The following is a 26470-nucleotide window of genomic DNA, read 5'->3' as shown; positions in this document are numbered from 1 at the left end:
CGATCTGGAAAAAGAGCCGTCTGTTCCCGCACAGTGCCTTCGATGAAACCCGACATGCCGATCTCCCACCACCATGTCTAAGTCTACCATAAGGCCGAGTTTCCACACAGCCTCGGCTCATAAGTTCCATAATTCAGATTATACTGTTTGCCGATGTATAACCCAGATGGAATTGTCGCGAACTGGAAAAGTTGATCTGTCGCCTCTGCCCAGACGGATGATCCTTGTGCCATCCAGAGACGGGTCATCCGGAACAGCGATATGGGCCCTATCGTGATCGGCGAGCGAGAAATTCCGAAGATCGAGGCTCAGTCGCGGGTCAGGGACACCACGCGACGGATCGCCGCGGCATAACCCTCCAACCCAAGCCCGGCGATCACGCCGTCCGCGCGCAGCGAAACATAGGAATGATGGCGGAATGCCTCGCGCTTGTGCACTTGGCTGATGTGAACTTCGATCACCGGTCCGTCGAAAGCGTTCAGCGCGTCCAGGATCGTGACCGAGGTGTGGGTCAGGGCAGCCGGGTTGATGACGATGCCGCAGGCCGTCTCGCGCGCCTCGTGGATCCAGTCCACGATCTGGCCCTCCCAATTCGATTGCCGCATCAGGATGTCGTGGCTTTCGCCGGCGGCGTCCCGGCACAGCAGCTCGACATCCTCAAGTGTCTCTCGGCCATATATTTCGGGCTGGCGGCGACCTAGCAGGTTCAGGTTCGGGCCATTCAGCACATGGATCTTCTTCATTCGTCAACTTTCTGGGATAGGCCACGGATGCCGCGATCCTAACCCGTCAGAAGGGTGCGCGTCAGCGGATTTCTTGATGGCAGACGGCCCGAGGCCGCGCGTCACGCCACCTGCACCTCTGGGTCCACCGCCTCGCTGTCGTCGGGGGCGATCATCTCGGTCACGCATTTCTGCAAGGTGATCATGCCCAGATGCGTCCCGTCCCGGCTGACGACATTGGCACGGTTCGTCTCTGCATTGGTCATTGCCCGTGCGGCCTCTTCCAGCAGCGTCGTCGCGGTCAGGGTCACCGGCGTTTCCGCCCGTTCGCCCTTGCGCATGATGGTACGGACCGAGATCACATGGCCGCGGTTCACGTCCCGCACGAAGCTGCTGATATAGTCGTCGGCCGGCCGCAGGACGATCTGTTCGCCTGTTCCCTGCTGGATGATCCTGCCGTCGCGCAGAATCGCGATCCGGTCGCCAAGGCGCAGCGCCTCGTCCAGATCATGGGTGATGAAGATGATCGTCTTGCGCAATTCTGCCTGCAGGTCCAGCAGCACCGATTGCATGTCCGTCCGGATCAGCGGGTCCAGCGCCGAAAACGCCTCGTCCATCAGCAGGATCTCGGCGTCGTTGGTCAGCGCACGGGCAAGGCCCACGCGCTGCTGCATGCCGCCGGACAACTGGTTCGGATAGCTTTCCTCGAACCCGTCCAGTCCTACCCTGCTGATCCAGCGCCGGGCACGCTCGCCGGCCTCTTTTTCGCCGACGCCGCGGATGTTCAGCCCATAGGTGGTGTTTTCCAGCACCGTCCGATGCGGAAACAACGCGAATTTCTGAAAGACCATCGCGGTCTTTTCGCGGCGAAACTGGCGCAATTCGGTCTGCGACATCTTCACGATGTCGCGGTCCTCGAAGATCACCTCGCCCGATGTCGGTTCGATCAGGCGGTTGATGTGTCGGATCAGCGTCGATTTTCCGGACCCGGAAAGACCCATCACCACCTGGATCTTGCCTGCGGGTATGGTCAGGGTGATGTCGTCCAGGCCCAGAACGTGGTTGTGCTTGGCCTTCAGCTCTTCCTTGGTCATGCCCGCCTCGACATCGGCCACGTGGGCCGCACCGTTCGGACCGAAGATCTTGTAAAGCCTGTTGATCTGTATGTCGTGTGTCGCCTCAGCCATGCACGGCCTCCAGATGCTTCTGCAGACGCTTGCCATAGGCCTGCGTCGCGCGGTCGAAGATGATCGCAATGGCGACGATCGCCAGTCCGTTCATCACGCCAAGGGTGAAATACTGGTTGTTGATCGCCTGCAGGACCGGCTGGCCCAATCCGCGCACCCCGATCATCGAGGCCACAACGACCATCGCAAGGCTCATCATGATGGTCTGGTTCACGCCCGCCATGATGGTCGGCAGCGCCAGCGGCAGCTGCACGTCCTTCAGTTTCTGTCGCGGGTTCGACCCGAACGCCTCGGCGGCCTCCAGCACGTCGGCGGGAACGTGACGGATGCCCAGGTTGGTCAGGCGGATGACCGGCGGTACGGCATAGATCACCACCGCGATCACGCCCGGCACCTTGCCAAGCCCGAAGATCATCACCACCGGGATCAGATAGACGAAACTGGGCATGGTCTGCATCATGTCCAGGATCGGTGTGATCAACTGGTTGGCACGATCCGAGCGCGCCATCAGGATGCCGGCAGGAATGCCGATCACCACGGCGATCATCGTGCAGACCGCGACCATGGCAATGGTCCGCATCGTGTCTTCCCACATCCCGAAGAACCCGATCAGGCAAAGCGATATGATCGTGCCCAAGACGATCTGCCAGCTTCGGCTGAGCGCCCAGACCAGACCTGCGATGGCTGCCAGGACAAGAATCCAGGGACTGCCGATCAGCAGATCCTCGATAAAGACCAGAAGCACCTGGATCGGGTGGAACATGGCCTCCAGCGTCTCGCCATAGGCGCGGGTAAAATCGCGAAAGGCGCCGTCGATGGCGATGCGCATGTCGCGCAGGTCGCCACGGCCAAGGGATGGGAATTCAATCAGGTCCATTGTTCTTCTTCTTTGTCAGTTCGCCGGTCGTCCGAACGAAAGCGGGGCGTAACCTGCACGCCCCGCCTGTCTGCTTGCCGATCAGAGCGCGTCCTTGACCTTGGCGGCGACATCCTCGCTGACCCATGCGGACCAGACTTCGGGATGGTTCTCTAGGAAGTACCAGGCGCCGTCTTCGTTGGTGGCCTGATTGTCGCCCATCCAGGCCAGCAACCCGTTCACGGTCTCGTTGGTCCAAGCGCGTTTGCCCAAATAATCCATCGTCACCGCATTATTCTCGGCGAACTCTTCGGTCACGGCGGTGAACACGTCCGAACGCGGCCATTCATTCAACTGCGGATCGGGGCAGTTGTTGACAACCGTGCAGTTGTCCCACTGCTCGCGGTTATGTTCGACGCCCAGTTCCAGCTTGGTCATGTCGTATTTGCCAAGGATCGCGGTCGGCGCCCAGTAATAACCCAACCAACCCTCTTCACGGTTGAAGGCCCGCGCGATCGAGCCGTCAAGCCCGGCGGCAGATCCGGAATCGACCAGTTCGAACCCTTTGTCCTCACCGTTCAGCGCGCGATACTGGTTCGCGGTGATGATCTGGCACGCCCATCCCGACGGGCAGTTGAAGAACGCGCCCTTGCTGCTGTCCTCGGCGCCGGGGAACAGATCCGGATTGGCCATCGCGTCCTCGATGGTCTTGATGCCATGTTCCTCGGACAGCCAGGTCGGCACCCAGAAGCCTTCGACACCGCCATCGGACAGGATTTCCGACGCGATCACGATGCGCCCTTCCTCGACCGCGGCATCCAGCGGGATCTTGACCGCGTTGACCCAAAGCTCGGGCGCCACATCGGGTTCGCCCTTCTCATTCATAGAGGTGAAGGTAGGCACCGTATCGCCGGTCACCAGCGCCACATCGCAGCCATAGCCTTCTTCCAGGATGATCTTGTCGACCCAGGCGGCCAGTCCGGCCGAGGCCCAGTTCATTTCGGCGATGGTCAGGCTGCCGCAGTCTTCGGCCGCGAAGGCCGCGGGCGCCGCGACCATCAGACCGGCAACAGCCAGTGCGGGTTTCAAAGCTTTCATGAGAGGTCCTTTCGTTTCTTGTCACATTCGGGGGCCGAACGGCCCCGCGACTGGCCGCACAGGGCGACCGCAAGCACGCAAGCTTGGAAAAATCATAGAACACCGATCACCGCTTGTCACACATTCGCGACGCGGAATTCCCAAATTACTGATAATTATTGCTTTTTGTTAGCCGCGTTGGCGGATTTTGGGCATTGGAGCGTTCATGCCGCAGATCTTTGCCTGCGGCATCAGGACGGCGTGGGAACGATGCTGCGCCGCGATAGCCACAGCGACAGGGCCAGAAAGGCAATCGTCAGGACATAGATCGTGACGGCAATCGGGCTTTCGACAAGGATCGTGAAATCCCCGCCCGAGATCGACAGCGCCCGACGCAGATTGTTTTCCATGTCCATGCCCAGAAGCAGGCCAAGCACCACCGGCACAAGCGAAAACTCCAGCTTGCGCAGCACGAAGCCAAGGATACCGAAGCCGACCATGACCATCAGGTCGAATGCAGCATGCGTGATCGCATAGACGCCCAGATAGCTGATCGCGACGACCAGCGGCATCAGGCACCAAGCAGGCAGGCCAAGGACGCGGGTGAACATGCCGATCAGCGGCAGGTTCAGGATCAGCAATACCAGGTTCGCCAGATACAGTGCGGCGACCAGACCCCAGACCAGATCTGGGCTGCGCTGAAACAGCAATGGACCGGGTTGGATGTTCAGCGAAATCAGCATCGCCAGCATCACGGCGGTGGTTCCCGATCCCGGCACCCCCAGCGTCAGCATCGGGATCAGCGCCCCGCCGCTGGCGGCGTTGTTGCCGGCCTCGGGGGCGGCCACGCCGCGCGGGTCGCCCTGCCCGAAGGTGCCCTTGTCGCTGAGCCTTTTCTCGAAGCTGTAGGACATCACCGCCCCCAGCGACGCCCCGGCGCCCGGCAGGATGCCCGCAACGAAGCCGATCAGCGATCCGCGCAGCGAGGCACCCAGCCCTTCGCGCACGCGACTGAAACGCGGGAAGACACGGCCCGGCGGAACCAAACCGCCACCATGCGCCCGTTCTTCAAGGAAGAACAGGATCTCGGAAATCGCGAACAGCCCGACCAGTGCCACGATGGGATCGAAGCCGTCATAAAGATTGAAACTGCCGAAGGTATAGCGGGCCACCCCGGTGGATGGGTCAAGACCCACCGTGCCAAGCATCAGCCCCAGCATCGCGGCCAGCAGCGTCTTGCGCGGGTCGGTGCCGGTGATCCCGCCGATCGTGGCAAAGGCCATCACATACAGTGCGAAATAGTCGGAGGGTCCGAAATGGATCGCGGCCTTGGCCAGCATCGGAGCGAACAATGTCAGCCCGATCGTCGCCAGCGTCGCGCCGATGAAGGACGCCAGGCCCGAGATCGCCAGCGCGTCGGCAGCCTGCCCCTTCTTCGCCATCGGATAGCCGTCCAGCGTTGTCATGATCGCCGGCTCGTCGCCCGGAATGTTCAGCAGAATCGCGCTGATCCGCCCGCCATACATGCAACCGTAATAGACAGCCGACAGCAGGATCATCGACGAGGTCGCGTCCAGCCCGAAGGCGAAGGTCAGCGGGATCAGGATCGCGACGCCGTTGACCGGACCCAGCCCCGGCAGCGCGCCGATCAATGTTCCGGCAAAGCAGCCGCCGAAGATCAGGGCCAGATTGATTGGCAGCGCGGCAACGGCAAAGCCGGACCACAGCGAAGACAGAATTTCCATGTCAGCCAAACCATGTGCCGACCAGGGGCAGCGGCAGCCCCATCAGCCGGTCGAACAGAACATACAATCCCGGCGCGGCAAGACCTGCGGTCACGACACCGGCCAGCGCGGTTGCACCCATCAACAATCCCAGCCCGAGAATCGAGACGAAACTGGCTGCGACGAACCCAAGCGGTTCCAGCATCAGCGCATAGAAGATCAGCAGCGCCACCGCCGCCGCCTGCCGCGCCAGACCCGCAGGCCCGGCCCAGATGGCGGTGTGGCGCGGCCATATCGCAAGAGACAGCCCCAGAATGATCGCCGGGATGCCGACCACGCGCGGAAAGATCGCAGGTCCCAGCGGATCGCCGAAACCTGCGGTATATCCCGCCGACAACCAGACATAGCCGGTTGCCAGCAGCACGAAAGCCAGTCCGGCAAGCCGGTCTGTCACTGGATGACACCGATCTGACGCGAGATCTCGGCCATCTGTTCCTCTTGTTCGGCGACATAAGCGCTGAACTCTTCGCCGCCGCGCCAGATCGGCTCCAGCCCACTTGCCTTCGCGGTTTCCTGCCAGCCTTCACTGTCATACAGCGTCTTCAGCTTATCGACCCAGGCAGCATAGTCATCGTCGCCAACCTCGCCACCGGTGTAGAAGCCGCGCCAGTTATAGCCGGTCACATCATAACCCTGCGACTTGGCCGTAGGCAGGTCTGGAAATGCCGAAACCGGCTGATCCGACAGCAGCGCCAGAACCCGGATGTCGCCCGATTCGACGAAACCCTTGATTTCGCCCAGGTCGGTCGAGACCAGATCGACCTGTCCGCCCATCATCTGCGTCACTGCGGGGCTGCCGCCGTCGAACTGGACCCAGCGGATCTGGTCCAGACCCTCGACTTCGCCGGCCTGCGCCAACAGCAGCAGACGAATGTGATCCCAGCCGCCCGCGCCGGACGATCCGGATGTGACGACCGAAGTCGGATCTTCTTTCAGCCGCGCCATCAGGTCGTCCAGCGACTGGATCTCGCTGTCCTTGGCAACCGCAATCGTGCCGACATCGGCGCCGAGCATCGCCAGCCAGCGCATCGCATCGGTTCCGGCAGGATACTTGCCCTGCGCGATCTGGGTGATGCCCACGGTCGAGGTCGCGACCAGCAGTTCCGCATCATCGGCGCGCTTGCCCGCGACATTGGCATAGGCCACTGCGCCGACGCCGCCGGGCATGTTGGTGACCTGCATGTTTCCGTCGACCAGACCTTGTTCAGAAAGCAGGCGGCCAACTTCGCGGCAGGTAAAGTCCCAGCCACCGCCTGGGTCTGCCGGGGCGATGCACTCGGCCGCAGTCGCGGGCAGCGCGAACAGCATCGTGGCAGCCACCCCGGCGGCTTTCAGCCCGTTCAGTTTCCGGATCATCCTTGTTCCTCCCTGAGATGATGGTTCTTTTATTCTCCGACGATGCCACGGCGGCCCATGAAGAGCCTTGCATTCTCGATGGCATCACGCACTTCAAGTCTGACAGAAGCCGAATGGGCCAGCACCGCCCGCGCAGCGCCCTCGGCGTCGCGCGCTTCGATCAGGTTCAGGATCGCGCTGTGTTCGCGATGCGTGGTCGCACGCCCTTCCTCGGACGCGAAGCTAAGCCAGCGGGCGCGCAGGGTGCGCAAGGTCACGTCTTGCAGCGCGGTCTCCAGGCAGCGGTTTCGTGACAGCGCGGCGCAGCGGACGTGAAAATCAAGGCCCATCTCCAGCCAGCGTTCGGGTGTGAATTCTTCATGGCTGAAGTTCATGCTGTGCCGGATCGCCGCGATCTGTTCCGGCGTCGCCAGCTTGGCGGCCAGCCGGACGGCGGCGGGTTCGACGATGTCGCGAAAGGCGAACACCTCGTCGATTTCGGCCATGTCGAAGGGCGCAATTGCATAACTGCGACCGTCCCGCACCACCAGCCCGTCACGGACCAGATGGAACAGCGCCTCGCGGATCGGTGTGCGCGAGACCTGGAACTGCGCCTCCAGCGCGCGTTCGCTGACCGCCTCGCCCGGCACCAGATCCAGCGACAGGATCGCGAAACGCAGACGGGACAGGATGTCCCGTTCGTCGGCTTGCTGACCTGTTGATGCCATCATTGACGCCTCCCGAGAAATTGGTATACCAATCCGGCATTCAATTGCAAGCCGGTTCTATTCAGGGGGATACCGATGGCCAGCCGGATAAATGGATTTCCCGAACAGGCCGTCATCACCGAGGTCGGTCCACGTGACGGGCTGCAGTCGGAGCCGGGCTTCGTGCCGACCGACGACAAGATCGCGCTGATCCGCGCGCTGATCGATGCCGGGCTTCGCCGGTTCGAGGTGACATCGTTCGTCTCACCCCGCGCCGTCCCGCAGATGCGCGACGCGGCCGAGGTGATGGCAGTGTTTCGCGACCGCGACGACCTGCACCTGACCGCGCTGGTGCCCAATGCCCGTGGCGCCGAGGCGGCGATCGAGGCTGGCGTCGATGCGATGGTGCTGTTTGCCTCGGCATCCGAAAGCCACAATCTGAAGAACGTGAACCGCAGCCGCGCCGAGTCGCTGCAGGGTTTCGCCAAGATCGCCCGGCTTGCAGAAGGCTCTGACGTGCACCTGCAAGGGGCAATCGCCACGGCATTCGGATGCCCGTTCGAGGGCAACGTGGACGTGCAGGCGGTCGTCGATCAGGCCAAGGCCTATCGCGATCTGGGCATGGACTACATCACCCTGGGCGACACGACCGGGATGGCGACACCCGCGTTAGTGGCGGAACGGGTTGGGGCACTGCGGTCGTTTCTGCCCGAAACCGATCTGGCACTGCATTTCCACAACACGCGCGGTGTCGGGCTGGCCTGCGCCTATGCGGGGCTGTCGCTGGGTGTCACCCATTACGAATCCAGCATCGGCGGGCTTGGCGGCTGCCCCTTCGTGCCGCGCGCCACAGGCAATGTCGCGACCGAAGATCTGGTATATCTGTGCCACGAAAGCGGGGTCGAGACCGGCACCGACCTGGGCAGGCTGATCGACGCGGCGCATCTGGCCGAGCGGATCGTGGGACGCGAACTGCCCGGCCAGATCATGAAGGCGGGGCCGCGCCTGCAAACCGCCAGCATGGACAGTGTGAGGACCGCCAATGGCTGAACCGGTGAAAGGGCCGCTGGACGGCCTGCGCGTGATCGACCTGACCCGCGTCCTGTCGGGCCCCTTCTGCACCATGATCCTTGGCGATCTGGGCGCGGATGTCATCAAGATCGAACCCCCCAAGGGCGATCCGGTTCGTGGGCAGGGGACCATGACCGACGGGCATTCAGGCTATTTCGCAGGCTTCAACCGCAACAAGCGATCGGTCGTGCTGGATCTTTACAGCGACGCCGGCAAGGCCGTGCTGCGCCGTCTGCTGGCAGATGCCGATGTCCTGGTCGAGAATTTCCGCCCCGGCACGCTGGACAAGCTGGGTCTGGACGAAACGACCTTGAAAGACCTGAACCCGCGCCTGATCGTGGCCAGCGTGAACGGCTATGGCAGCACTGGTCCCTATGTGGATCGCCCCGCCTTCGACTTCATCGCGCAAGCGATGAGCGGCTTCATGGGCGTGAACGGCGAACCGGAGGGGCAGCCGATGCGTGCAGCCCCGCCCATCAGCGACCTGATCGCCGGGATCTATGCGGCGACGGGCATCCTTGCAGCCGTGATCGGCCGCCAGAAAACAGGTCAGGGTCAGGCGGTCGAGGTTGCGATGGTCAACGGGTTGGTCAGCCTGATGGCCTATCTGTCCTCCGAATATTTCGCGACGGACAAGGTGCCGGCGCGGACCGGCAACGATCATCCGCTGGTGTATCCTTACGGGCTGTTTACCTGCTCGGACGGACAGATCGCGGTGGCAAACTCGCATGACCAGATCCTGACGCGTTTCTTGGAAACGCTGGACCTGGGCTGGATCATGACCGACCCGCGCTATGATACCAACCCCAAGCGGATGGCCGCACGCGAGGAGCTGCGCGACCTGATCGACAGCCGGATGGCCGGCAAGACCCGCGATCACTGGCTGTCGGTGCTGAACGCGGCGGGAGTGCCCTGCGGAATCGTGCAGAACCTGCAGCAGGTCTTCTCGGACCCTCAGATCGCCGCGCAGCAGATGGTGATCGAGGCGCCATGGCAGGATGGACCGGCGCTGAAGGTGCTGGGATTTCCGATCAAGCTGAACGGCACACCCTGCGCCGTTCACCGCCCGGTGCCACGCCTGGGCGGTGGCACCACCGAGGTTCTGACCGAGGCCGGGTTCGATCAGGACCAGATCGCGGCACTTGTGCAGGATGGCACGATCGGCACGGACTGATCCGCGTCGCTTTCGTTTGACGACCCCTGCCCTTGCTGCGAAGAGGGCCGCGAACAGCGCGGAAGGACCATGACATGTCTGACATCGAAGCGGTGATCTTCGACCTGGATGGATGTCTGGTGGATAGCGAGGTCCACTCGCTGGAGGTTCTGGCAGCCGAGCTTGCCGATGCCGGCATGGGTGAAATGACTGTTCAGCTGCTGCGAGAGCGGTTTCTGGGCGTCTCGATCGCCGCCATCATCGATCATGCCGTCCAGCGCAGCGGGCAGCCCCGCCCCGACGGTTTCGCCGAACGCTTCGAGGATCGACTGTTCCAGCGGTTTCGCAGCCGGTTGCGCCTGATCGAGGGAGTGCCGGATTTGCTGGAAACACTGCGTGCACGCGGAATTGCCACGGCCATCGCCACCGGCAGTTCGGTGCGGCGTCTGGCGGTGACGCTGGATTGCGTCGGATTGACGGAGAACTTCAAGGGCACCGGCTTCAGCGCCGATCAGGTCGCACGCGGCAAACCGGCGCCGGACCTTTTCCTGCTGGCTGCAAATGGTCTGGGCGTGGCCCCCCACCGTTGTGCTGTGATGGAAGATTCGCCCCTTGGCGTCGCCGGTGCGATCAGTGCCGGGATGCGGCCGGTTGGCTTCGTCGGTGGCAGCCACCTGGACGGAATGCGCGACACGCATGCGGCGCGACTGCGCGAAGCGGGCGCGTTCACCATTCGAGACGATGCCGCGAGGATGGCCGACGCACTGCTTGACGGCGCAAGATAGCCCGCCACTTTGGCTCTGCCCGGAACCGGGTCAGCCGCCAGCCGTTGTGATCGCGAAGGCGTGAACGGTCCCCCGGTGTCATCCGGGCGGCACATGCCGCAGGAATGCGGGACATTGGCAAACAGCGTTGTAAGATGACAGTAACAAGACTTCGGATGACGGGCCTGCTGGTCCTGCTGACCTTCGTATTGAATTTTCTGGCCCCGGCCACCTTGCTGGCGCAGACCGACGATGGCTCCGCAGAAACGACTGACAGCACAGAAGCCGGTATCGAGCCGCGAAGCAGTCTTGAGATTCTGCTGGAAGTCATCGAGGACGATCAGGCACGGGCCGCGCTGGTCGAGGATCTGCGCGCCGCGCAGCAGCAGGCAGCGCCTCCGATGGATGATCAGATCGTCGAGACGCTTGCCCCTGCCGATGCGGCCATACCACCCGAGGGGATGTCGTTCGGCCGCCGGATCGCCCTGATCACGCAGGACACGGCGCAGGATATCGCCTCGCGTGCTGGCGCGGTCTGGACGCAGCTTGGGCAGGCATCCGATGCGTTTGACGGGCTCAGCGGCAATGAGGCCGGCGTGCTGATCGACGCGCTGAGGGATCTGGCGTTGGTCATCGTGGTGACCGTGGCAGTCTTCGTGGCGCTGCGGCGGGCGGGCAAGGCGGTCTATGCCAGAATGGGCGCAACGGCGCGCGACAGCGGCGTTGTCAGAACGATTTTCCTGTTCATTGCCTCGGCGCTGATGGACGCGCTGATCGTCATCGTCGCCTGGGGCGTCGGCTACCTGATAGCGACCATGCTGCTTGGCGATGTCGGCAGCATCGGAATCCGACAGACGCTGTATCTGAATGCGTTCCTGCTGGTCGAGATGGCCAAGGTGGTCGTCAGGCTGGTGCTTTCGCCATCCGCGCATAATCTGCGGCCGCTGCCGATCTCGGATATGGCGGCGCGTTATCTGACGCGGCGAGTCAATCTGATGGTCGGGCTTGTCGGCTATGGTCAGTTGCTGGTTGTGCCGATCCTGAATGCCAATGTCTCGATGGAGGCGGGGCGCGCGGTGTCGGCGCTGATCGCGCTGACGGTCGTGGGCATTGCGATCTGGCTGGTGCTGCGCAATCGTCGGCCAGTGGCCGACTGGTTGGAAGGCGGCGGTCAAACCGCGGCGCGCCCCGCCACGACGTCGCACGGCTTCGCCGATCCCGGTCATGATCAGGATCTGCATCCCGCCGACGGCGAGCCGGTTTCGGGTCGCAGGAAGCGCGGGCTTTTCCATGCGCTGGTGCGCAACTGGCATCTGCCGGTGATGCTGTATCTGCTGGTCATGCTGGTGCTGGTGTTGATCCAGCCCGGCGATGCGGCATTCCGGTCGCTGCTGAACTCGGGCCAGGTTCTGGTCGCGGCGCTGGTCGGCATGACCCTGTCGGGCATCCTGACGCGCGTGATCGTCGGCGGGGTTCACCTGCCGGAAAACGTGAATGCGCGCCTGCCGTTGCTGGAACGGCGGCTGAACACCTTCGTGCCGAAGGCGCTGTTCGTGCTGCGGTTGGTGATCTTCGCGCTGGTCATGATCTTCGCGCTGAATGCGATCAACATCATCGATCTGCGCGAATGGATGGCCAGCCGGATCGGCGTCCAGCTGACCGGCACGATCTTCTCGGTCGCGGCCATCCTGATGATGGCATTCCTGGTCTGGGTCGCGCTGACCTCGTGGGTGGATTACCGGCTGAATCCGGAATTCGGCTCGGTCGCCACCTCGCGGGAACAGACCCTTCTGTCGCTGCTGCGAAATGCCGCCACAATCGCCCTTCTGGTCGTAACCCTGATGTTCGTGCTGGCCGAGATCGGCCTCGACATTGCGCCCCTATTGGCATCTGCGGGGGTTCTGGGTCTGGCAATCGGCTTCGGCGCGCAAAAGATGGTGCAGGACATCATCACCGGCATCTTCATCCAGTTCGAGAACGCGATGAATGTCGGTGACGTGGTCACGGTCGGCGGAACGACCGGCACGGTCGAACGCCTGACGATCCGCTCGGTAAGTCTTCGCGATCTGGCTGGCGCGTTCCACGTCATTCCGTTTTCATCGGTGGACATGGTCACGAATTATGTGCGCGAATTCGGCTATTTCGTCTGCGACATGGGCGTGGCCTATCGCGAGAACATCGCCGAGGTGAAGCAGGCGATGCTGGATGCATTCGAAAGGTTGCGAGCAGATCCCGATCAGGCCGCGCTGATTCTGGGCGATCTGGAATGGTTCGGCATCAATTCCTTCGGTGACAGCGCAGTGGTGGTCCGGGCCCGGATCAAATGCGTGCCCGGATCGCAATGGGGTGTCGGGCGTGCCTATAACGGCCTGCTGAAAGAGATCTTCGATGACCGTAATATCGAGATCCCGTTCCCGCATCAAACCATCTATCTGGGCGAATCCAAGCAGGGCACGACACAACCCATCCGCATCGCGGCAGAGGACGGCTCGACACCCTCGACGGCATGACATCGGTCGGTTCGGCGTGGCGGCCGCGATCAGTCCGCGATATCTATGGAAAGGCTGGCCTGACGGTCATTTCCGATCGCCGGAATGATCGCGCGCGCCAGCGTCGCAGGCGATATGGGCTTGTGCAGGATCTCGATGCTGCGGCTCGCGGCCTCTTGCTGAAGCGCGTCCGAGCGGTTCGCGGTCATCAGGCATTTCACCGATGTCGCCGGCAGCAGACCGGCCAGACCGGTCAGGCACGCGATTCCGTTCATGCCTGAACCAAGCTGGTAATCCACAAGGCAGATATCCGGCTCGACCCCGGTTTCCTCGATCAACGCAATCGCGTCTTCGCCGGACGAAACGTCCAGCACGTCGATGCCCCATTGTTCCAGCAGTTGCGACAGCGCCAGCGTCATCTCGGCGTCGTTTTCCACGATCAGCGCCGTCAGGTCGGCCACACGGTCCTGCGCTGGGGGTTGTGCGGGATGGTCGGCCGCCGCGCGGAGATCGCCCTGCCGGGTCGAAGCCACCTCGACCGAAAAGGTCGAGCCCCGCCCGGGCGCCGACCTCAGATCCAGCCTGTGTCCCAACAATGCGGCAGCGCGGTCGACGATCGCCAACCCCAGGCCAAGCCCTTCGGCGGCGGATGCCTTGGCGTCCAGACGTTTGAATTCGTTGAAGATCACCTGCTGATCCTCGTCCGCGATGCCGCGGCCGCTGTCGCGAACCTGGATCAGCTGGCTGTGGTGCCGGTCTCGGGCAGCGATCAGGATGCGGCCCGTATCGCTGTAGCGGATCGCGTTCGAGATAAGGTTCTGCAGAATGCGCCGAAGATAGATCCTGTCCGACACCACGGTCGCGCGGGTCGGCCGGAAGACAAGCTGCAGCCCCTTCTGTTCGGCCAGCGGCGTGAAATCCTCGCGCAGTTGATCAAACAGCGGCCCCAGAGAGATCGGCTCGATGGTCAGCGCCGCCTGCCCCGCCTCGAGGCGTGAGATGTCCAGCAGCGCCTCCAGCAGCGCGCTGACAGAATCGAGAGAACGCTGTGTCTTTTCCAGTCTTGCGCGATGGCGCGGGTCGTCGATGTCTTCTATCAGGGACCCCACATACAGCGTCGCTGCGGACAGCGGCTGCATCAGATCATGGCCCACCGCAGCGACGAACCGGACCCGTGACGCGTTTGCGCGCTCTGCCCGCGCCAGCGCGTCTTCCAGTTCCAGCGTGCGTTCGGTCACGCGCGCCTCCAGCGTCTCGTTCGCCCGGCGGATCTGCTGCATCGCCTCGCGGTGATCGGTGATATCGTCGATCGACATCACGAAGCCGCCGTCAGGAATCTCCTGCGCAAAGATGGCAAAGCTGCGACCGCCGCCTTCGCGTCGCAATTCGACCTGAAAGCTGGTCTTGCGCCGGACCGAACGGACCCAGTCGGCCAGCATGTTCGCCCCGCGATGCGGGGGAAAGGCGAACTGCGTGCGCAATTGCTGCCACATCTCATCGAAATGCGAGCCGGTGCGCAGCCGGGCCCGCGGCAGGGCCAGCATTTCCGCAAGATTGGCGTTCCAGCCCAAAAGCCGCAGGCGCCCATCGAAGATGCACACACCCAGCGGCACATGATCCAGCGTCGCTTGCAGGATCCGGGCCTGATCATCCAGCATGCGGCCACGCTCTTCGCGTTCGGACCGGATCAGTTGTGTCACCTCGGTCTGGATGATCGCGGTGCTGCCATCCGCGGTGCGTTGTTCCGAAACCTGCACCCAACGACCCTCGGCCATCTGCTGGGTCAGCATGAAGTGCCGTTCGCTGTGGCGCTGACGCCGCATTGCGATCCAGTCATCGCGGCTCATCCCCTCGGGCATGACCAGATGGCGCGATCGGGCGGCCAGCCGCAGATAGTCATCAAAGGGCAGCCCCGGCTTCAGCCCGTCCACGATATCCGGCAGCAGCGCGTTGAAACGCGAATTGCACATGATCAGCACATCCGACGCGTCGAACAGGGCAAATCCCTCTTGCACCGCCTCGATCGCATTGGCCATGTTCTGACGGGCGATATCCTTGTCGCGCCACGCATCGGCCAGCCGCGCATTCGAGGCATTCAGCAGATCCAGCGCATGTTCCAGTTCGCGGGTGCGGGCGCGCACCTCGTCCTCCAGCACGGCGGCGCGCTGGAACTGGGCATAGCCGACGCCGTTGTCATCGGGCAGGTTCTCGACGTGGCGGATCAGGGACTGGGTGATGCGCACCAGCTTCTCATGACGTCTTTCAAGATCGTCGCCGGGCGACATCATCCGGTCGATATCCGCAGGCAAACGGGGTTCAGTCATCGGCCGTCATCCGGGCCGTAGAACGCCACGCCGGTAAAGGTCTGGTTGACATGCATGCTGCCGAACTGTTCGCCATAGGTCGAAAACCCGGCAACCCGATGTTCGCGCAGGATGCGCGAGACCTCGGACACTAGCTGCCGGCTTTCCGCGTCGATGCGCCGAAAGATGCAGTCAAAGGCCAGCATCATGCCGGGTTCACGTTCGGCGCGCATCTGCGCCAGCGCGGTGTCGAGATGCGCGGCGATGCTGCTTTCCTCGGACAGGGTCAGGACCATGCCTTCGGCCACGGCGCCGAAAAAGATCAGCGCGTTGTCCGGTCCCACCCCACGAATCGAGCGGACATGATGTCGCCCGCCCGCCCGCACCAGAACGGGGCGGGTCGCAAAGACAACGCTGCCCAGGCTTTCGACCGGCACCGACAAAAGCCTGGCATATTCCAGTGCCGCCGGTTCATCGTTGATGCGCAGGACCGCGCGGCTTTGCGGATCGGCGGCGGTGACAACCATCTGCGTGCGCGAGGGCCGCGTCGAATCCAGCGAAAATGTCTGCAACGGCGCACGTGCGCGCAACAGGCACAGTACCGCCGAACGATCATGGGCGGCGCCGCGCGCAAAGATCTGGGTCTGCTTGAAGCGACGCCCGTCCCCGGCCGAACCGCCGATCACGGGAACCGGCCCAAGCCCGCCCGCCAGCGAGGCGATCAGCGACTCCTCGTGCCCTGACACGCCGTCCACCAGGAGAATGCCCAACTCATTCGGAAAATCCTCGGCCCTGCGGTGCAGGTTCTGGCGTGCGGTCTGCAGCTGCGACACAACGACCCGGGAATCGACTTCATCCAGAGGATCGATCAACACCGTCTCGACCGCAAAGCCTGCGGCGGGAAATGCGACCGCGACGATCCGCCCCTCGGCATAGCCGTCCTCGCACAGCTCGCCGGCGGTGGTGCATCCGGCGATCTCTGCCTGGGGGAACAGACTGCCGGCGCGATGCAGGATACCCGAAGGATCGGCCTGTGGCGCCGCAAAGATCAGAACCAGTGCGAAGGGGCCTTGGCCAAGATCAGCGGCCAGCCTGCGGACGGGATCTGGATCATTGACCGGGACGGACGCGCGAACCGGAATCATCGTCCGACGTTCCACCGCATATAGGGGGCGCTATGAAGTTCCTCCTGCATCGGAAAGCTGTCCCGTCATCGTTGCGTCGCGCGCCAACAGGACCGCCTGTGTGCGCGACGAGACCCCCAATTTGCGCATGATTGCCGTGACATGCGCCTTGACCGTCGTCTCGGCGATCGACAGTTCGTAGGCTATTTGCTTATTCATCATGCCGTCGCAGATCAAATCAAGAATCTTCGCCTGCTGCCGGGTCAGTTGGGACAGGCTGCGGATCGCCCTATCCATGTTGTCGGGCGCGATCGCACCGGGTTCCCGATCACAGGGCAGGTCCGGCGCATAGACCTCGCCCGCCGCCAAGGACTGAAATGCGGCACGAAACACCTCGCGCCGGGAATGCTTGGGCACAAATCCGGCCGCGCCCGCCGCCAGCGATGCCCGAACTACCCTTGACTCGTTCACGGACGTCACCAACAAGATCGGGATCTCGGGCGCGATGCGGCGCAGGGCAACCAGGCCTTCCAAGCCATCGACATCGGGCAGGTTCAGGTCCAGCAGGATTACGTCGAAGTCACGCCCATCCTCAAGAAACTGCGCAGCCTGCGCCAGGCTTTCGGCATGTGTCACACGCTCGATCCCGGATACGGATTGCAGCGTCATCGCAAGTGCGTCACCGAACAGCGGATGATCCTCGACGATCAGCGCGGTACGGAAGACCGGCTTCGCGCCGCTACGGAACAGCCTGTCGGACATGGATACACCTCGCAGCGAAGAACCATCCCCTGCAGCTTAGGTCGTATTTGCCTCCAGGCCGACCTGTAAATTGGTCGCATGGGCGGCGACAGACGGAATGGTCCGATCAGTCGCGTGCGGCAGCGGTTGCAAAGCCGCGCAATGCCTGTTCCATCTTGTCCAGGTAGGGCGCGTCGTCGTCCAGATGCAGGTCGTCGAACATGTCCTCGGGTTCCTGCCACAGGATCTGGGTCTGGTCGCCGTCGCGATAGACCAGCATCTTCATCGGCAGGTACAGCCCTGCGCGAATGTCCTGCTGCATCGGCTGCGTTCCCAGTTGCGGATTGCCGAAGATCAGCACCTGCGAATCGGCCAGCTCCAGCCCGGCGTCGCTTGCGCCCTTTGCGTGATCGACGCGGGCAAATACCATCGCCCCTGCATCCTTGACGGCGGCCTCCAGTCTGTCCATCACTTCGGCGACCGGGCGCTGCGTCGCAACGCTTTCTGTATCGGCATGCGCCGGAACGGCCAGAAAAGCGGCTGCAACAACTGTCGGGATCAGGCGGGACATGTCAATCTCTCCTTGCTGACGTCGGTTCGCTACCCAACCATGTCGCCGCAGGCAGGTTCCCATCCCGCCATCATTCCTCATGCGGCGATTGGGCCAGCCGCATCCCCTCGCGCAACGGGACATGCGGCGCATCGATTCCAAGCTCCTCCAGAAATGAAACCAGCCCGTTGATCGTCTTGAAGCTTCGCATGTCGGCCAGATTCCGCGCGGTCACCAGACGGCGCAGTTGGTCGCCATCCGGCGAAATCGCACAAATGACCCACTGCCCGAAATAGTTTGCGTGACGTTTCTGCGCCGACGCCAGACAAGTGATCTCGATTCGCCAGCCCTGCCCTCCCAGAAGGCGAAAACGGTCCTCGGTCACCGCGTCAGACTGGTTTTCCGGAAATGTCGAATGCACCAACGAAGATCCTCTGCGACCGAATCCGCTTCGTCCGCAAGCCGTATCATTGATGCAAAACGGAAAATTTCCGTCAAGGCAAAATCGACCGCCGCGCCATCAGCGCCTGTGCGACGCCCATGACCGACGAAGAATTCGACAAACCTGCGCCGCCAGATCGCCGTGCGCGAAGCCCTAGTGATGCATGTGCGGCTGCGGCGCAGGCGGCTGCGGTCGCCCGACGGGGGCGCGTACCGGACAGGCAAAGGCAAGAAACCGGCCGTCATCATTGCACACGACATCTCCAAGCGGTTCAGGCGTCCAGCCAAGTCGCGATGCCATGCGCAAAAAGGCCGGCGGACCCAGAAACAGGCAGTCGGTCGCGCCGATTCGGTGCAGGTAACCGTTGGCCGCTTCCAGAATTTGTTCGGCCAGCCCCGACCGATGGACTGCGGCAAAGCGGGTCAATTCCCAGCACTTCGGATCGGTGGGCGGCGCATCGTAGCACAGGTGATGCGGCATTCCCGGCAATAGGCCCAGATGTGCATCCCTGATCATGTAGGAATAGCTGACCTTTCCTTTCCCGAACAGCTTGTCGGTCCGCTTCAGTCGCGCGCCGCCTAGGACCTCACCGTCCTCATGGGCGATCACATAGGCGGTGTCGAAGGTATCGTACTGCTCGAACTCGATCCCTTCCGCGTGGTGCAGCGGCCAGCACATCTGGTCCACGAAAATTTTCTTGCGAAATTCGAAGAACTTGGCGACCAGATCGAACCGGTCCATGTCAAATGGCAGGACGAGGACATCGACCCGCAAGGTGGAATTCATCTTGTACCTCGGAAATGCTAGTGTTTGAGAAAATCGGGAAGCTTGGCAAGGCCGAGGAACTGGCGACCGCCGGTGATTCGGTTGGGAAGCCAAAGTCCCCCCTCGCGCACCTCGACAGTCAAAACACCGTCATCGGCATATGCGTCGAAATACTCCAGCATCGTTTCGACCATGTCCCTGCTGAACTCAGCGTCTGCCAGCTTCTGTTCGTTGAACGCTGTTACCATCTGAATCTCCATACTGGTGTAAGGGCACTAAAAACGCGTAAAAGGACGCTGTCGCGGACAAAATTGCAAAAGTGACTTCTGGGCATATCCCATAAGCTACTTTGCCCATCACATGAGCGCGAGGAGGCGGAATTGCTGCATGATCTGATCCCAAATTTCGGCGACGAGATTGCCGAACTGCACCGCTTGGCGCCGTCGGGCTGGATCATGGGATTCAACCTGACCTATCAGGGGCCAGAGCATCTGTATAACGCCTATCCCGAGGAATGGCGCGACATCTATCAGGAACGGAACTACTTCTTCGCGGATCCGATCGCCCGCTGGACGGTCGAGAACGAGGGCTGGATTCGCTGGTCCGACGTTCGCAAGCGGCCAGAGGACATGGCTTTCATGCACGCCGCGCAGCAATTTCGCCTGAATTTCGGCGTGGCGATTTCACGCAAGACCGATCTGAAGCGGTCGTTTCTGACCCTGTCGCATCCACGTCGCGAGTTCACCGACGACGAGATCGTCACCCTGTCCACGAAATTCAACCTGTGGACGGACTTGGTCCTGAACCGCGCCTCATTGACCGGGGCCGAACTGGCGGTCCTGGAATGCCTTCGCGACGGGCTGGCACAGGGTGCCATCGCCGCAAAGCTGGGTATCGCCGAGGCGACGGTAAAGCAACGCGCCCAGAAGGCTTGCACAAAACTCGGGGCAAAGACCCGCACGCAAGCCGTCGCGATCGCCGTGGCCCGCAACTATCTTTGAACCGTCCGGTGCAGAACTGATTGCTCGGCGTATCCCAAAAGCTATCTTCGTGGCCGCCGGCCAAGCCTAGAAGAACCTGCGCCTTATCCGATCCAGGATCGCAAGAAAATACCAGTTCAGGCGCGACCCGACGCGGGTCACCGTCGAACCGTCCGGCGTTGGGTCCGGGTTGAACGACCTTATCCGCTGACCGATCTCGAAGCTGTCATCGGCGCGAACGCAATAGCTGCAAAGATACCAGAACAGAAACTTGTGGCGCCAGGACAAGGCGGGCGGATCGGGTCGCGCGATGGCGGCGGCCAGTTCCGCCTGGCTTCGCACCTGTTGCACCGCCATCGCGAAATCGGACGCAGCAAAGCTGATCACGGGGCGGTCTTGCAAAAGGGCCTCGAAGAGAACGCCGGAATTGGCGCCCACGACCAGTTCCGCGTCAGGGATCAGGTCGTAGATCGATCGATCAGACAACACGACCTCCGGGCGCTGTCGCAACTCTTGCAATGCAGCGTCGATCCGGCGACTTCGACAGCGGGGATGACGCTTGATGACCGTCGTCAACCCGCGCGCGGACGCGGCATCGACGATCGTCTTCAGCGCCGCGCGACTATCCAGCCACAGTCCTTGTGCCACGCTGTCGTTTCGCAGTTGGAGCGGAACGAAAACATACCCGCCCGCTATGCGGCGCGCCTCGGCGGGGGGTTGCGGATATTTCGATCGGTTGGCGTGCCGCAATTCATGCCCGAGACGGCTGACGAAAGAGGCAGCGGCGCGATCGTCGCCAGCCCCGATCTGGTCACGGAAGCGTTCAGGAAACCGGGCCAGTTCCGAAAAGCAGGAATAGCCCATCCGATCCATCGTATAGAATGGCGGGACATAGGATTCCTTGCAGCGAAGGATGTTCCCGGCTTCTCCATAGGAATGAAAGCTGAGGACCAGATTCTCCGAGGCGGTCGGCCGCGCGGCGCGTTCGGCGCCGCGAGGAAGCCAGACCGGATCGATCAGCACCCGCATACCGGCCAAGGCCGACAGAAGCGCGCTGTAGAAAAGACGGTGCCGATCGCCGTCTTCAGGGTTCATGAACCAGGCTTCCGGCACCTCCAGCGTGACGGTTTTGCGTGAGGTGACCATATCCGATGCGGCGGGCGGGAAGTTGCGGTCGATATCGCTCAGATCCGTTCTCCCATCGGAAAGAGCAGCCGGCCCACAAGCTTTGCGGCGGGATTGTTCAGATTGCGGACGAACGCAACGGGATCAGCGTGCAGACGGCGCACCGCATCATCGCCCCCGCGACGCTGGACCAGCGGCTGGAGAGGCCGTATCCAGAAGCGTAGCACCTGCCGCGGCCCCAGCGTGCTGCTGTTTGAGTAGGCAAGCCAGCGCAACCGCGGATGGCGCCCCACCCAATGCTGATCGGCAAAGGCCTTTGGATCTGCGCGAAGCTGGTTGGCCAGATCGGGTCGGCCGCGCTGACGATAGACCATCGCAAGCAGCGGCACGGACGACCAGAGCCGCCAGCCGAATACTCCGAAATTCACGATGCCGCGCGACCGCGAGCCGCCGGGGCGCGGGCTTCTTCGGTTCCCATAGGCAGTTTCGACGATCTCGAATTCGGCCAGGTGGACAGGGCAATCGGCGGGCGCGGCCGCGCGCTGTGGGAAAAGCTGGTCCCCGGGAACACCAAAATAGTCCCGCGCAATGCGATCATTGCCGACGCGTGCCGCTTGCATGATCTGGTCTGCCGTCTCGTCTGTCAGGAACCAGGGACCTGGCATGTCAAGCTTGTTTGCCTGGCGCCAGGCATTCAGGCCGGACACGGCTTCCTCGATGAAAGTCAGATAGGCTTTCATGTCGCGAAATGGACGCTTGTTGAACTGGCGGATCAGTTCGACATGGGCGGCCGACAACCGCGCATCATTGCTTTTGTTCCGAGCCGGCGCAGGCAGAGTCGCGATCTCGGAAAGCCCGGTGATCTCGGCAAAATCACTGGTGATGTTCCACGACCCTCCACGGGTCCGCTGATACCGCCGAAGATGCAGGGCTTCGCGGGGCAGAAGCTGTTCCCAGTCACGCACAAGGCGATCATAGTCCAGCCAGTCCCGGGTCTGCTCCTCGCCAAGCCAGGTCGCGAAGCGCACGGATCTGCTGCTGATTGCCCCGCCTGCCACGAACTCGGCATATTGCGAATTTGCCCATTCGTCCTGACGGCGCAGATAGACAACCATCTCGGTCGGAAAATCACTGAAATAGCCGGGCAGCGCCAACGCTTTTGGGTTCAGGAAGAACGCCTCGGAGGACAGGATGATGGTGTGGACATGGCCCGGCATCAGCGCCAGACCGTTCAGAATATGCTGGCGCGGGTCGGGATTTCCGCTGGATGCTGCCTCCATGAACCGGGCATGTCCGGCCTGCTTGTGGGGTCGGTCGGCCTGCCAGAAAAGCCCGACCTCAGGATACCAGATGCCCTTGCGCAGAAGTTCCGGCCGGTTGTCCTCTAGCAGGTGTTGCAAAATGGTGCTGCCGGTCTTCGTGGCACCCAGATGCAGGATCAGGCGAGGCCGCTCTTCGGTCTGGGTCGGCGGCGTCCTTGGCGCGCTGACACGATCATTCCGCGCATAAAGGTTCAGCGCCTGCTGCAGGCCATGATGGGCGGGATCCTGTGGAGTGCGCAGGTATTCGCGATACAAATCGTCCGCAGCGATCGGCGCCAGTGAAAGCGCAGCCTCGATCAGGTCAACGCGGCGCATCCGCGTCGCGGCCAGCAGCAACCCATAGGCGTTCGCGCGCAGATGCCGTTCCGACAATTGCGACGGCGCCGAGATAAGATCCTGCGGCTGAAGCCCTGCGCGATCCAGCGTTCGTGCCAGCGCATCGATGAATGTTTCGGTCTTCTGTTCGGCCAATGCCGTCTTCCACGCGAAGCCGAAGTAAAGATAGTGCAGGAATTGCGACACCTGGAACCGCGCCAGCCACCAATGCGGCGACGACGGTTCCAACGCGCCGTGATCCTGCAACTGACTGACGACCAGATCGAAATTCTGCAACTGATCGCGCACATCGGACATGGTCTGGGCACGCCGCACCGCCGAATCCGGCCGAACCCGATAGACCACTCCATTGCTGTCGGACAGCGAGATGACCGGATCTGCCATATAGGCCTGCAGCAGGAATGCGCGTTCCTCGCGATAGGTTGTGAGGAACCGCACATTGCCGCGGTCCAGGAAGTCGCGTCGATACAGCCAGTTCCAGAAATGCCGTGAATGTGCGATTGCACGATGCTTTTTCAGCGACGTGCGCCTGACCTCGCGGGGGAAATAGTTTTCGGTTGTATCGGGCCGCATCTGCAGCACCGCGCCGCTTTCGTCTTCGACCTGTTCGTGTCGCTTGCGGAAGCGAACCATGTCGGCATTGTCCGCATCCGCCACCGCGACGATATTCGACAGATGTGCCGGATCGGGCATGTAGTCGTCAGGGTCTATGAACAGAACATAGCGGCCCCGCGCCAGATCAATCCCCTGATTGCGGACGAAGCCGGGTCCGGCATTTTTGCTGCGTCGGACCAGCCTGATCCGGGGATCGCGGTCGCAATAGGCCTGAATCACCGCGGCCGAATTGTCGGGGCTGACATCGTCGATCAGGATGACTTCGAAATCCCTCATGCTCTGGCGCTGAATGGATTCGATGCACTCGCCGACATAGCGTTCCACGCCATGCACAGGAATGACGATAGACACGACCGGTTCCGCCGATGCGGATGTCGGAACCGGCTGAACCGGGCGGTTCGCCTCAATGAAATCCAGCACATCCTCAATCCGGGCCGGAACGTCGCCTTCCGGCAGATGGTAGATCGTGTACCAGATGTAGAAGGCGTGGAAGAATTCGATCAGGTCACGCTTGCGGTGACGATGCGGCACCTCGGCCCGGTCGTCGGTCAATCCCCAGCCTGCATAGCAAGGCGCGCCGAAACAGACCACCTCCTTGCCGGCCAGCAGCGCTTCCAGCCCCATGCCGCTTGTGCCGACATAGACCTTGTCGACCAGGTCGAACAGGTCGAAGGGATTTACCCCGTCGCGCAGGATACGAACCCGGCCTTCGGATTTCAGGTGATCGAAATAGCCGCGTCGCGTCCCGCCCTTGACCCAGTTGAGGTCGGGATGCGTCTTGACCAGAATTTCGGCGTCCGGGTTCTCGTCGATCGCCGCAGCCAGCATTGCCTTGAAATCGTCAGCAGACGCCCGGCCATAGAAGGTCGAGGCATCCGAGAAATTCTGGTCCACCACAAGCACACGGCGCGAGTAGCCGGGCGACGTTTCAGGCGTGAAGAACGGCTGCGAATTGTATTTCGAGATCTTCGCCTCGACGATCCGGCGCATCGCCGCCCCGGCTCGGGCGCGTTCCGCATCGGACAGCGCGAATTCGCTGTTCAGCCGCTCGTCCAGCCTGGTTTCGTAGTCTGCCATGTAATACTGGGCGCGATCATCGAAGATATAACCCAGGCAGGCCTGCCGGGGATCGCGAGATGCCAACGCCTCGGACCAGCTGGTGGTCGAGGCCAGGAAACCCATCTCGAAGAACAGCACATCGTCGTCCGCACGCACATGCGGCAGCAATGCCTGTGTGCTGTCATGCGATTTCGACAGGTCGTCAAGGATCGCCCCGTACATCAGCACAGGTGCGTCTTCGTCGATCCGTCGTTCGTCCACCGCGATCAGGTTGGGAAACAGCCGTGGCAGGTTGGCCGAGAAGGCACCGGTAAGGTTGCGACGACGAAAGCCGATGCGATGGGGCAGCAAGCGCCGGTTCAGCAGGTCTTCGCGAAAATCCGTGACGTCGCGCGCGACGGGTCGATCCAGAAGCTTGAGGAAGTTCGTGTAAAGCTCCGAACCTTCGGTCTGGGTGTCGTGCTGGTTGCTCATCGCCCTGGTTGGTTCCTGTGTCGTCGCGGTGCGGCGAGGCCGGTCTGATCCACGCCGCCTGCCGGGGTAGCAGGCAGGCGCGTCATGCCAGCCGCCACACGCGAAAGGCAAGTGCAAAGTGCCGCAGCTCTTCCCGGTCGGAGAAACTTAGCCTGCCACCTCTGCCAGAACGCCGATCATGCCGCCTCTGGCAGCAGCATCTGCCCCGGTTTCCGGCGGGCACGCCCCATTCCAGGCCAGCGTATGTTGCACGACAGGTTTGCGCAAAGCCGGATTGCGTGGGGTTATTGTCAGATGTCCCTGAACCACCATTGGCTTGTTTCCGGGGGCCCAAAGCAGAAGGTGCTTAAGTTGGAATTCGGGTCCGGACTCTCTGGCGCTGATTTGTGCGGAATACGGGCCGCGCTTCTCGGATCCACTTTGAAAGATAATCGCGGGCCCCCGTTTGGAGGCAATCATAAAGCAGGCAAGAAGGCGCCCATCCATCTGTATATGCAACGGTTCAGCCATCGGATGGATCTTGCAATCTATGATCCGGTTTACGAAACTCACTGACCCGGCCTGATCAGGTGCAAGAATCCGCAACTCCCGCTCTGTGAATCGGCCGTCTTCGGCGCTATCGCGCGGTATTACCGCCTGCGATGCCTTTTCCAGAACGACGCGCGCAAGCGCGCGAGGAAACCCCGTTTCGGTCGAATAATGCGGATTGTCGCGATACAGCACGTCCGCCGACAGATGGCTGAAGTCGCGCAGCCACAATTGTTGCGCGTCCACACTGTGCAGGCCATATCGCGCCAGCAGGTCGGCCAGGGCACCGCGGTAGCGGCTTTGTTCTTCGCCTGTCGCTTCGGATCTGTTGTACAGCAGAACGGGCAGCACCCGATAACCACGACGGCGGCAGATCTCGAACAGCCAGCGATTGTGATAGGTCATCACCCGTCCGGGTTGTCGATGCAGAAAATAATTTGTCTCGTTCAACGAGTATTCCCACAGGATCACGGGGTCAGGCGGCAGGTCAACACAGCTGAGAAGGCGATATAGCCCCATGGCTGTCGTGGCCGCACCTATGCTGAGATTGATGACCTGATCGGGGCGAGGATGCATGGCCTTCAAATGATCGACCCAGCCGTTCCGAAGCAACGAGTTCGAGCCACCGATAACCACAACCGCCGGGGTTTCGTGCATGTCCTGCCTCTTGCGTCTCGGACCCTTGTGGGGGCGTTCTTCTTTGTCTTTGCAATGCCGGCGCGCCGGTCCCAGACATGCGCGGTTTCCACGACATCAACGATAGGCAGGATATCTGCCATAGGTTTCGGCACAGGCACAAGGATTCTGATGTGCCACGGCAGGAAGCAGGACCAAGAGCCGGCGCGCTGTCGAACCTGATCGACAACGCCCTCAAATATGGCCGCGAGGCCGAGGTGGCGGTGGACGGTGATGCCGACGACGCGTGGATCACCGTCACGGATCGCGGGTCGGTCCTGACCGG

23 protein-coding genes are annotated in these 26470 nt (G+C 62.2%); 5 read left to right on the top strand and 18 right to left on the bottom strand.

The genetic code is table 11. From position 1 onward, the window contains the following. Window positions 1-308 precede the first annotated feature (308 nt). The 8 genes from aroQ to MU516_RS18355 form a co-directional block, all read right to left on the bottom strand. Entirely contained in the window at window positions 309-743 is a 435-nt protein-coding gene (aroQ, locus tag MU516_RS18390) for a type II 3-dehydroquinate dehydratase (RefSeq protein ID WP_260278686.1), read from the bottom strand. A gap of 101 nt (window positions 744-844) precedes the next feature. Further along, window positions 845-1909: a quaternary amine ABC transporter ATP-binding protein gene (locus MU516_RS18385; RefSeq protein WP_260278685.1), complete on the bottom strand. Its 1065-nt coding sequence runs from the start codon at window positions 1907-1909 to the stop codon at window positions 845-847. Then, window positions 1902-2786 (bottom strand): ABC transporter permease, encoded by an 885-nt coding sequence (locus MU516_RS18380; protein WP_260278684.1) that lies wholly within the window; start codon window positions 2784-2786, stop codon window positions 1902-1904. Before MU516_RS18380 ends, MU516_RS18385 begins: the two co-directional genes overlap by 8 nt. A gap of 81 nt (window positions 2787-2867) precedes the next feature. Next, entirely contained in the window at window positions 2868-3863 is a 996-nt protein-coding gene (locus MU516_RS18375) for an ABC transporter substrate-binding protein (RefSeq protein WP_260278683.1), read from the bottom strand. A 230-nt stretch (window positions 3864-4093) separates the two neighbouring features. Beyond that, window positions 4094-5587 (bottom strand): tripartite tricarboxylate transporter permease, encoded by a 1494-nt coding sequence (locus MU516_RS18370; RefSeq protein WP_260278682.1) that lies wholly within the window; start codon window positions 5585-5587, stop codon window positions 4094-4096. A 1-nt stretch (window position 5588) separates the two neighbouring features. Next, window positions 5589-6020 carry a tripartite tricarboxylate transporter TctB family protein gene (locus MU516_RS18365; protein WP_260278681.1) on the bottom strand — a complete coding sequence of 144 codons (432 nt, stop codon included), beginning with the start codon at window positions 6018-6020 and terminating at the stop codon, window positions 5589-5591. Beyond that, window positions 6017-6982, bottom strand: a complete 966-nt coding sequence (locus MU516_RS18360) for a Bug family tripartite tricarboxylate transporter substrate binding protein (protein WP_260278680.1) — start codon at window positions 6980-6982, stop codon at window positions 6017-6019. Before MU516_RS18360 ends, MU516_RS18365 begins: the two co-directional genes overlap by 4 nt. Before the next feature lie 29 nt (window positions 6983-7011). Continuing rightward, entirely contained in the window at window positions 7012-7689 is a 678-nt protein-coding gene (locus MU516_RS18355) for a GntR family transcriptional regulator (protein WP_260278679.1), read from the bottom strand. A 75-nt stretch (window positions 7690-7764) separates the two neighbouring features. Here MU516_RS18355 and MU516_RS18350 point away from each other — a divergent pair, with 75 nt between their 5' ends. The 4 genes from MU516_RS18350 (at window position 7765) to MU516_RS18335 (ending at window position 13166) form a co-directional block, all read left to right on the top strand. Beyond that, on the top strand, window positions 7765-8718 hold the full coding sequence (locus MU516_RS18350) for a hydroxymethylglutaryl-CoA lyase (RefSeq protein WP_260278678.1): 954 nt from the start codon (window positions 7765-7767) through the stop codon (window positions 8716-8718). Then, window positions 8711-9913: a CaiB/BaiF CoA transferase family protein gene (locus tag MU516_RS18345; RefSeq protein WP_260278677.1), complete on the top strand. Its 1203-nt coding sequence runs from the start codon at window positions 8711-8713 to the stop codon at window positions 9911-9913. Before MU516_RS18350 ends, MU516_RS18345 begins: the two co-directional genes overlap by 8 nt. Before the next feature lie 74 nt (window positions 9914-9987). Then, window positions 9988-10677 carry an HAD family hydrolase gene (locus MU516_RS18340; RefSeq protein WP_260278676.1) on the top strand — a complete coding sequence of 230 codons (690 nt, stop codon included), beginning with the start codon at window positions 9988-9990 and terminating at the stop codon, window positions 10675-10677. A gap of 155 nt (window positions 10678-10832) precedes the next feature. Next, complete coding sequence (locus tag MU516_RS18335; RefSeq protein WP_260278675.1) at window positions 10833-13166, top strand: mechanosensitive ion channel domain-containing protein; 2334 nt, start codon at window positions 10833-10835, stop codon at window positions 13164-13166. 29 nt (window positions 13167-13195) lie between these two features. Here MU516_RS18335 and MU516_RS18330 read toward each other — a convergent pair whose 3' ends face one another. The 7 genes from MU516_RS18330 to MU516_RS18300 form a co-directional block, all read right to left on the bottom strand. After that, window positions 13196-15469 carry a hybrid sensor histidine kinase/response regulator gene (locus MU516_RS18330; protein WP_260278674.1) on the bottom strand — a complete coding sequence of 758 codons (2274 nt, stop codon included), beginning with the start codon at window positions 15467-15469 and terminating at the stop codon, window positions 13196-13198. Continuing rightward, window positions 15466-16593 carry an FIST N-terminal domain-containing protein gene (locus tag MU516_RS18325; protein ID WP_260278673.1) on the bottom strand — a complete coding sequence of 376 codons (1128 nt, stop codon included), beginning with the start codon at window positions 16591-16593 and terminating at the stop codon, window positions 15466-15468. Before MU516_RS18325 ends, MU516_RS18330 begins: the two co-directional genes overlap by 4 nt. A gap of 30 nt (window positions 16594-16623) precedes the next feature. Beyond that, window positions 16624-17334 carry a response regulator gene (locus MU516_RS18320; RefSeq protein ID WP_260278672.1) on the bottom strand — a complete coding sequence of 237 codons (711 nt, stop codon included), beginning with the start codon at window positions 17332-17334 and terminating at the stop codon, window positions 16624-16626. Window positions 17335-17440: 106 nt separating this feature from the next. Further along, the gene (locus tag MU516_RS18315) at window positions 17441-17884 is read right to left on the bottom strand and encodes a DUF302 domain-containing protein (RefSeq protein WP_260278671.1); all 444 of its coding nucleotides are present in this window, start codon (window positions 17882-17884) and stop codon (window positions 17441-17443) included. A 70-nt stretch (window positions 17885-17954) separates the two neighbouring features. Further along, window positions 17955-18284: a hypothetical protein gene (locus MU516_RS18310; RefSeq protein WP_260278670.1), complete on the bottom strand. Its 330-nt coding sequence runs from the start codon at window positions 18282-18284 to the stop codon at window positions 17955-17957. A gap of 174 nt (window positions 18285-18458) precedes the next feature. Next, window positions 18459-19091, bottom strand: coding sequence for an acyl-homoserine-lactone synthase (locus tag MU516_RS18305; RefSeq protein WP_260278669.1), 633 nt, complete (start codon window positions 19089-19091; stop codon window positions 18459-18461). 17 nt (window positions 19092-19108) lie between these two features. Continuing rightward, on the bottom strand, window positions 19109-19318 hold the full coding sequence (locus MU516_RS18300; protein ID WP_260278668.1) for a frataxin family protein: 210 nt from the start codon (window positions 19316-19318) through the stop codon (window positions 19109-19111). Window positions 19319-19450: 132 nt separating this feature from the next. Here MU516_RS18300 and MU516_RS18295 point away from each other — a divergent pair, with 132 nt between their 5' ends. Next, window positions 19451-20071 carry a helix-turn-helix transcriptional regulator gene (locus MU516_RS18295; RefSeq protein WP_260278667.1) on the top strand — a complete coding sequence of 207 codons (621 nt, stop codon included), beginning with the start codon at window positions 19451-19453 and terminating at the stop codon, window positions 20069-20071. A gap of 66 nt (window positions 20072-20137) precedes the next feature. Here MU516_RS18295 and MU516_RS18290 read toward each other — a convergent pair whose 3' ends face one another. From MU516_RS18290 to MU516_RS18280, 3 genes are all read right to left on the bottom strand, one after another. Continuing rightward, window positions 20138-21145: a capsular polysaccharide export protein, LipB/KpsS family gene (locus MU516_RS18290; RefSeq protein ID WP_260278666.1), complete on the bottom strand. Its 1008-nt coding sequence runs from the start codon at window positions 21143-21145 to the stop codon at window positions 20138-20140. Window positions 21146-21234: 89 nt separating this feature from the next. Further along, window positions 21235-24981: a glycosyltransferase gene (locus MU516_RS18285; RefSeq protein WP_260278665.1), complete on the bottom strand. Its 3747-nt coding sequence runs from the start codon at window positions 24979-24981 to the stop codon at window positions 21235-21237. A gap of 147 nt (window positions 24982-25128) precedes the next feature. Further along, window positions 25129-25980, bottom strand: coding sequence for a hypothetical protein (locus MU516_RS18280; RefSeq protein WP_260278664.1), 852 nt, complete (start codon window positions 25978-25980; stop codon window positions 25129-25131). Between the last annotated feature and the right edge of the window lie 490 nt (window positions 25981-26470).

The sequence above is a fragment of the Paracoccus maritimus genome (genome assembly GCF_025195095.1).
Classification (GTDB): Bacteria; Pseudomonadota; Alphaproteobacteria; order Rhodobacterales; family Rhodobacteraceae; genus Paracoccus; species Paracoccus maritimus.
Note: the sequence above shows the minus strand (reverse complement) of the source record. Positions and strands in the feature narration are given on the sequence as shown.

Coding starts and splice junctions, on each gene's coding strand:
- MU516_RS18305 (WP_260278669.1), bottom strand. CDS start 19,091: ATGAATTCCACCTTGCGGGTCGATGTCCTCGTCCTGCCATTTGACATG.
- MU516_RS18290 (WP_260278666.1), bottom strand. CDS start 21,145: ATGAACCCTGAAGACGGCGATCGGCACCGTCTTTTCTACAGCGCGCTT.
- MU516_RS18315 (WP_260278671.1), bottom strand. CDS start 17,884: ATGTCCCGCCTGATCCCGACAGTTGTTGCAGCCGCTTTTCTGGCCGTT.
- aroQ (WP_260278686.1), bottom strand. CDS start 743: ATGAAGAAGATCCATGTGCTGAATGGCCCGAACCTGAACCTGCTAGGT.
- MU516_RS18330 (WP_260278674.1), bottom strand. CDS start 15,469: ATGACTGAACCCCGTTTGCCTGCGGATATCGACCGGATGATGTCGCCC.
- MU516_RS18375 (WP_260278683.1), bottom strand. CDS start 3,863: ATGAAAGCTTTGAAACCCGCACTGGCTGTTGCCGGTCTGATGGTCGCG.
- MU516_RS18320 (WP_260278672.1), bottom strand. CDS start 17,334: ATGTCCGACAGGCTGTTCCGTAGCGGCGCGAAGCCGGTCTTCCGTACC.
- MU516_RS18385 (WP_260278685.1), bottom strand. CDS start 1,909: ATGGCTGAGGCGACACACGACATACAGATCAACAGGCTTTACAAGATC.
- MU516_RS18360 (WP_260278680.1), bottom strand. CDS start 6,982: ATGATCCGGAAACTGAACGGGCTGAAAGCCGCCGGGGTGGCTGCCACG.
- MU516_RS18345 (WP_260278677.1), top strand. CDS start 8,711: ATGGCTGAACCGGTGAAAGGGCCGCTGGACGGCCTGCGCGTGATCGAC.
- MU516_RS18300 (WP_260278668.1), bottom strand. CDS start 19,318: ATGGTAACAGCGTTCAACGAACAGAAGCTGGCAGACGCTGAGTTCAGC.
- MU516_RS18370 (WP_260278682.1), bottom strand. CDS start 5,587: ATGGAAATTCTGTCTTCGCTGTGGTCCGGCTTTGCCGTTGCCGCGCTG.
- MU516_RS18340 (WP_260278676.1), top strand. CDS start 9,988: ATGTCTGACATCGAAGCGGTGATCTTCGACCTGGATGGATGTCTGGTG.
- MU516_RS18285 (WP_260278665.1), bottom strand. CDS start 24,981: ATGAGCAACCAGCACGACACCCAGACCGAAGGTTCGGAGCTTTACACG.
- MU516_RS18335 (WP_260278675.1), top strand. CDS start 10,833: ATGACGGGCCTGCTGGTCCTGCTGACCTTCGTATTGAATTTTCTGGCC.
- MU516_RS18380 (WP_260278684.1), bottom strand. CDS start 2,786: ATGGACCTGATTGAATTCCCATCCCTTGGCCGTGGCGACCTGCGCGAC.
- MU516_RS18350 (WP_260278678.1), top strand. CDS start 7,765: ATGGCCAGCCGGATAAATGGATTTCCCGAACAGGCCGTCATCACCGAG.
- MU516_RS18325 (WP_260278673.1), bottom strand. CDS start 16,593: ATGATTCCGGTTCGCGCGTCCGTCCCGGTCAATGATCCAGATCCCGTC.
- MU516_RS18355 (WP_260278679.1), bottom strand. CDS start 7,689: ATGGCATCAACAGGTCAGCAAGCCGACGAACGGGACATCCTGTCCCGT.